Consider the following 5,680-nt stretch of genomic DNA (forward strand, 5'->3'; position numbering starts at 1 on the left):
CGTGACTTACTTCTTCTTGCCGCCGGCAGCTGGCGCCGCGGCTTCGATGGTCAACTCGAACCGCTCGCCAGCCTTGATGGTCACAGGCGTTTCGCTCTCGACATCATCCTTCTTGCTGAAGACGACGTAGTCGCCCGCCTTCAGCGTGGTCTGCACATTGGGACCGTAGCCATAGTCGAAGGACGTTACATTGCCCGCGATGTCCTTGGTGGGGCTGCGGATTTCGACATAGTCGTCGGTCGGGGTGGTGACCGCGAGCACGCCGGCGTCGAGCAGCACCGGAATGTCGGTGCGTTCGCCGGTCTTCACAGTGAACGGGATCTGGCCACTGGTGCCGTCGAGCTTGTAGTCCATGACGTAGTCGCCCGGCGGCAGTTCGAAATCCTGCTCGCCATTGTAGCCATAGGCGATCGAGCGGCGGGTACCATCGAGCGCTACCTTTGCGTCGAAGATCTCCATGAAGATATCGTCTTCAACCTTCACGCCCGGCGCATATTCGGTCGTGAAGAACGCCAGGCCCGTGCCGACGATGACGTCTTCCTCGATCGTTTCACCGGCCTTTGCCGTATAGGCCTTGGTCACCATGGCCTCGCCGATCTTGATATCGAATTCGAGGTTGCCTGCTGGCAGTACCAGGATCTTGTCGCCGTATTGGGTGGTGACGTACTCGCCATCGTGGCGGATTTCGATCGAGGCATCCGTATTGATCTCAGCCCCTTCGCTGGAGCGCGGATGCAGCTTGAAGACGGCGGCATTGAGCACGAAATGGGTCTCGGTGACTTCGCCAGCGACGATAGTCACGGGCTGTTCGGCAATCGCATAATCGTACTCGGCCGTGATGATGTAGTCGCCGGGCTCGAGCGTGCCCTTGAAGCGGGCATAGTAGTCGGTGCCGATCCACTCGCCCTTGGTGCCGTCAGCGTTCACCTTGTACCACTGCCAGGTGAGGTTGAGCGGGCCACCGTCTTCGATATCCGGACCGCCTTCGGCCAGCGAGGCAGTCGGCGCGAAATTGTGGTCGAGGACCGGTGTCGGTTCCGGCGCGGGGGCCGGTTCGGGCTCGGGTTCGGCCTGCACCACCTGCGCGACGGTCTTGGTCAGTGCATCGACAAGACCGGCACCATCTGCCGCGGAAAGATACTGGCCGCCGGTATTCTCGGCGAGACAGGCGACCTGCTGGCCCTCTTCATCGGAAAGGCCAAAACCCAGCACGTGCGTGGTGAAGTCGATACCCTGCCCTTCGAGTTCGGTTGCCAGCTTGCACGGGTCAACCTCACAGGTTTCAAGACCATCCGTGATCAGGATGACCGTGGCCTTTTCCTCGGTGAAACGCAGGTCCTCGGCCGCCAGCCGCACCGCGTCGGAGATCGGCGTCATGCCCTTGGGATTGATGCCATCGGCCGCCGCGATGATGGCCGCGCCAGTGCCGACCGCCGGCTCAACGAGCATTTCGATATCGCCGCAATTGCCTTTTTCCCGGTGGCCATAGGTCATGAAACCGAGCTCGAGATCGTCCGGCAAATCGGCAAGGACCGAGGATAAGGTTTCGCGCGCGATGGTGATGCGCGCTTTCCCATCGATCTGCGCCCACATCGAGCCCGATCCATCGAGCACAATGACGGCGCGCTCAGCCGCCACAGCCGGCATGGCAAGGCCAATTGCCGCCACGGCCCCCAAGGCAAATTTCTTCCAGAACTGCATAGTGATAGCCCTCCAACACCGCAGCCCTCGGGCCGCCCGAACCCAGCTAGCCTCTACGCGCCTGAAGCGGGAATGAACGCGGCGTTCATGGCTGCAGGCGGCAGCTTCGCAAGCGATCTTGCCAGACTTTGCCGAGCTCGTGCATCCCGCATTTTCGTGGGGCATTGCCGAGACCAAACAGGCTTCGGCAACGCGGTATTTGGCATGACGGCGGCGGAAATGGCTTGTATGGTAATGCCATTCCCGCCCGAATCCTTCCATTTCTGACTTTCGTGGTACTGCGATGCCAGTCGGCGTCATTCTGGCCTTTTTGGCCTATGCCGTTTTTTCCGTGTCCGATGCCCTTATCAAGGCGACGGGCCCGGCTATGTCGGTCTTCGAGATCGCCTTTTTTACCACCAGCTTCTCGATCATCCCGGTGATGTTGACCAAGCGCGGCGAGCGCTGGCGGGACATCTACAAGCTGCACCATCCCTGGCTGGTGCATTTGCGTTGTGCGACCGCGATCACCGGCACGGCCTGCGTGATGTTTGCCTTCACCCACATTCCCTTCGCCGACGTCTATGCCATTGGTTTTACAACGCCTTTGTTCGTGACGCTGCTCTCGGTGCTGCTGCTGCGCGAATTCGTGGCCGTGCATCGCTGGGTGCTGCTGTTCATCAGCTTCCTCGGCGTCGTGCTGGTGATCCGGCCAGGCCTGCGCGAGCTCGAACTGGGGCACTATGTGATGATGGTCGCCGCATGCCTCGGCGCTGTGACGACAACGGTCCTGCGGCACGTCGCACCCAAGGAGCGCAAGGTCAGCCTGGTGGGGCTCCAGGTGCTTTATTCGGGCATTTTCAATGCGATACTGATGGTCCCGACCTTCGTCATTCCCTCGCCGGAACAATTGGCCATCCTGCTCGGCATTGGTCTGCTCGGCGGCATCGGCGGACTGTTGCTGATCCAGGCGAGCAAGGTGACGCCGGCTAATCTCATTGCCCCGGTCCAGTATAGCCAGTTGATCTGGGCCATCCTTTTCGGTGCGATGTTCTTTGGCGAATATCCTGACTGGATCGCCATTGTTGGCATGCTGATCGTCGTCGGTGCGGGCCTCATGAACGTGCTGAGCGAAAAGCGGCCGATCCGCTGGAAGCCGCGTGTCTTCTTCTTCCGCATCGGCGAATAGCGGCGTTGACGTTAGCAGACTGCTAGCATCGAGCGTCACCAAGCGCCTCAAATGCAAAAGCCGCGGCATGGCCGCGGCTTGCACTATCCGAACATGGATTGGCGCTGACTAGATCAGCGCGCGGATCGCCGCGACGGCATCGTCGGCCTTGGTGCCGTCCGGTCCGCCGCCCTGAGCCATGTCGGGACGGCCGCCGCCGCCCTGGCCGCCGAGCGCGGCAGTTGCCGACTTGATCAGCGTGCCGGCAGCGTACTTGCCGGTGAGATCGTCGGTGACGCCGATGGCCACGGTGCCCTTGCCGTCTTCGCCTTTGAGGACGATGACGACGACGCCGGAACCGATGCGCTTCTTTTCGGCATCGACGACGGTCTTGATGTCCTTGGCGGCGACGCCTTCGACGACGCGACCGACAAAGGTGACGCCGTTGACGGTTTCGGTGGCATTGCTGCCTTCGCCGCTGCCGCCGAGCGCCAGCTTCTGGCGAGCATCGCTGAGGGCCTTTTCGGCGCTCTTGATCTGGTTCTGCAGCGCCTCGATGCGATCGAGCACTTCATGGGTGCCAGAGCGGAGCAGACCCGCAGCCGAGGAAACGATGTTGACGTTGGTATTGCCACGATGGCGCGCGGCCTTGCCGGTCAGGGCTTCGATGCGGCGAACGCCGGCAGCGGAAGCCGTTTCGGTGACGATGGAGACGAGGCCGATATCGCCAGTGCGACGCACATGGGTGCCGCCGCAGAGTTCGACGGACCAGCCGAGGCCGTTGCCGGTCGGCTCGCCCATGGAAACGACACGGACTTCATCGCCGTACTTTTCGCCGAACAGGGCGCGCGCTCCCGATTCCTTGGCTTCCTCGACACCCATCAGCCGGGTCTCGACCGATGTGTTCTGGAGGATGATTTCGTTGGCGATGTCTTCGACTTCGGCGATTTCCTGCGGGGTCATCGGCTTGGTGTGCACGAAGTCGAAGCGCAGACGATCGGACGAAACCATGGAGCCCTTCTGGGCGACGTGGTCGCCGAGCACGAGGCGCAGGGCTTCGTGCAGCAGGTGGGTTGCCGAGTGATTGGAGCGGATCGAGGAACGACGCTCGTGGTCGACGATGAGCTCGACGGCCTGCCCTACCTTGAGCGTGCCTTCGGTCACCTTCACCTTGTGGCTGAAAACGCCGTGATGCTTGCCGGTATCCAGAACTTCGGCGGCAAAGCCTTCGCCCTTGATCACGCCGGAATCGCCGACCTGGCCGCCGCTTTCGCCGTAGAACGGGGTCTGGTTGACGACAACCAAGCCTTCATGGCCAGCAGCGATCGAGGCGACTTCGGCGCCATCGACAAGGAGAGCCTTGATCTCGCCCTCGGCAGTCTCGGTTTCGTAGCCGAGGAATTCGGTCGGGCCGAGCTTGTCGGAGAGGCCATACCAGACGGTGTCGGTGGCAGCTTCGCCCGAGCCAGCCCAGTTCTTGCGGGCTTCGGCCTTCTGCTGGGCCATGGCAGCATCGAAGCCGGCCTGATCGACGGTGATGTTGCGGTTGCGCAGCGCGTCCTGCGTCAGATCGAGCGGGAAGCCATAGGTGTCGTAAAGCTTGAAGGCTGCAGCGCCATTCAGCACATCGCCGTCGCCGAGACCGGCAGTTTCCGATTCAAGGATCTGCAAGCCGCGGCCGAGTGTCTTGAGGAAGCGACCTTCTTCGAGACGGACGGTTTCGGCGATCATGGCTTCGCCGCGGCTCAGCTCCGGATAGGCCTGGCCCATTTCGCGGACGAGGGTCGGAACGAGCTTGAAGATCGTCGGCTCGTTCGCGCCGAGCAGGGTCGCGTGGCGCATGGCGCGGCGCATGATGCGGCGCAGCACATAGCCGCGGCCTTCATTGGATGGCAGCACGCCTTCGGCGATGAGGAAGCTCATCGAGCGCAGGTGGTCGGCAATGACGCGCAGGCTGCGATTGCCCGGGCCGTTGACGTCGGCATTGGTTGCGTTGGCGGCGGCCGAAATCAGCGCCTTGAAGAGGTCGATGTCGTAGTTGTCGTGGACGCCCTGCATGACGGCGGCGACGCGTTCGAGACCCATGCCGGTATCGATGGACGGACGCGGCAGACCGGTGCGCGAACCATCGGCATGCTGTTCGAACTGCATGAAGACGAGATTCCAGATTTCGATCCAGCGATCGCCATCTTCATCCGGCGAACCCGGAGGGCCGCCCCAGACCTTGTCGCCATGATCGTAAAAGATTTCCGAGCACGGGCCGCAGGGACCGGTATCGCCCATCTGCCAGAAGTTCGACTTGGCGCCGAGACGCACGATGCGATCTTCGGAGAGGCCAGCGATCTTCTTCCAGAGCTCAAGCGCCTCGTCATCGTCTTCATAGACGGTGACCATGAGCTTTTCGCGCGGCAGTCCCCAATCCTTGGTGAGGAGGTTCCAGGCGAGCTCAATGGCGGTGGGCTTGAAATAGTCGCCGAACGAGAAGTTGCCCAGCATTTCAAAGAAGGTGTGGTGGCGCGCGGTAAAGCCGACATTGTCGAGGTCGTTGTGCTTGCCGCCGGCGCGCACGCATTTCTGTGCCGTCGTCGCCGTCGAATAGGGGCGCTTCTCGACGCCGGTAAAGACGTTCTTGAACTGCACCATGCCGGCATTGGTGAACATCAGCGTCGGATCATTGCGCGGTACGAGCGGGCTCGACGCAACGGCTTCATGGCCATTGCGGGCAAAGTAATCGACAAAGCTCGAACGGAGATCGTTTACGCTGGTCATCAACTAGCTTTCATGCGGAACGGACACGGCGCGCGTCCAATAGAAACGTGGCTTTCTATCGTG

At 61.7% G+C, this 5,680-nt stretch carries 3 protein-coding genes; 1 reads left to right on the top strand and 2 read right to left on the bottom strand.

Annotation, left to right across the window (positions count from 1 at the left end; genetic code table 11):
- Positions 1–6: 6 nt before the first annotated feature.
- The gene (locus ABW043_RS01635) at positions 7–1,701 is read right to left on the bottom strand and encodes a vWA domain-containing protein (protein ID WP_353919501.1); all 1,695 of its coding nucleotides are present in this window, start codon (positions 1,699–1,701) and stop codon (positions 7–9) included.
- Between the two features lie 283 nt (positions 1,702–1,984).
- Between ABW043_RS01635 and ABW043_RS01640 the strand changes: the two genes are divergently transcribed.
- Complete coding sequence (locus tag ABW043_RS01640) at positions 1,985–2,869, top strand: DMT family transporter (protein WP_353919502.1); 885 nt, start codon at positions 1,985–1,987, stop codon at positions 2,867–2,869.
- 108 nt (positions 2,870–2,977) lie between these two features.
- On the opposite strand, the gene alaS is transcribed toward ABW043_RS01640, so the two are convergent.
- Positions 2,978–5,617, bottom strand: coding sequence for an alanine--tRNA ligase (alaS, locus tag ABW043_RS01645; RefSeq protein WP_353919503.1), 2,640 nt, complete (start codon positions 5,615–5,617; stop codon positions 2,978–2,980).
- Between the last annotated feature and the right edge of the window lie 63 nt (positions 5,618–5,680).

Origin of the sequence: Devosia sp. (assembly GCF_040509215.1) — a bacterium.
GTDB lineage: Bacteria > Pseudomonadota > Alphaproteobacteria > Rhizobiales > Devosiaceae > Devosia.

Coding starts and splice junctions, on each gene's coding strand:
- ABW043_RS01640 (WP_353919502.1), top strand. CDS start 1,985: ATGCCAGTCGGCGTCATTCTGGCCTTTTTGGCCTATGCCGTTTTTTCC.
- ABW043_RS01635 (WP_353919501.1), bottom strand. CDS start 1,701: ATGCAGTTCTGGAAGAAATTTGCCTTGGGGGCCGTGGCGGCAATTGGC.
- alaS (WP_353919503.1), bottom strand. CDS start 5,617: ATGACCAGCGTAAACGATCTCCGTTCGAGCTTTGTCGATTACTTTGCC.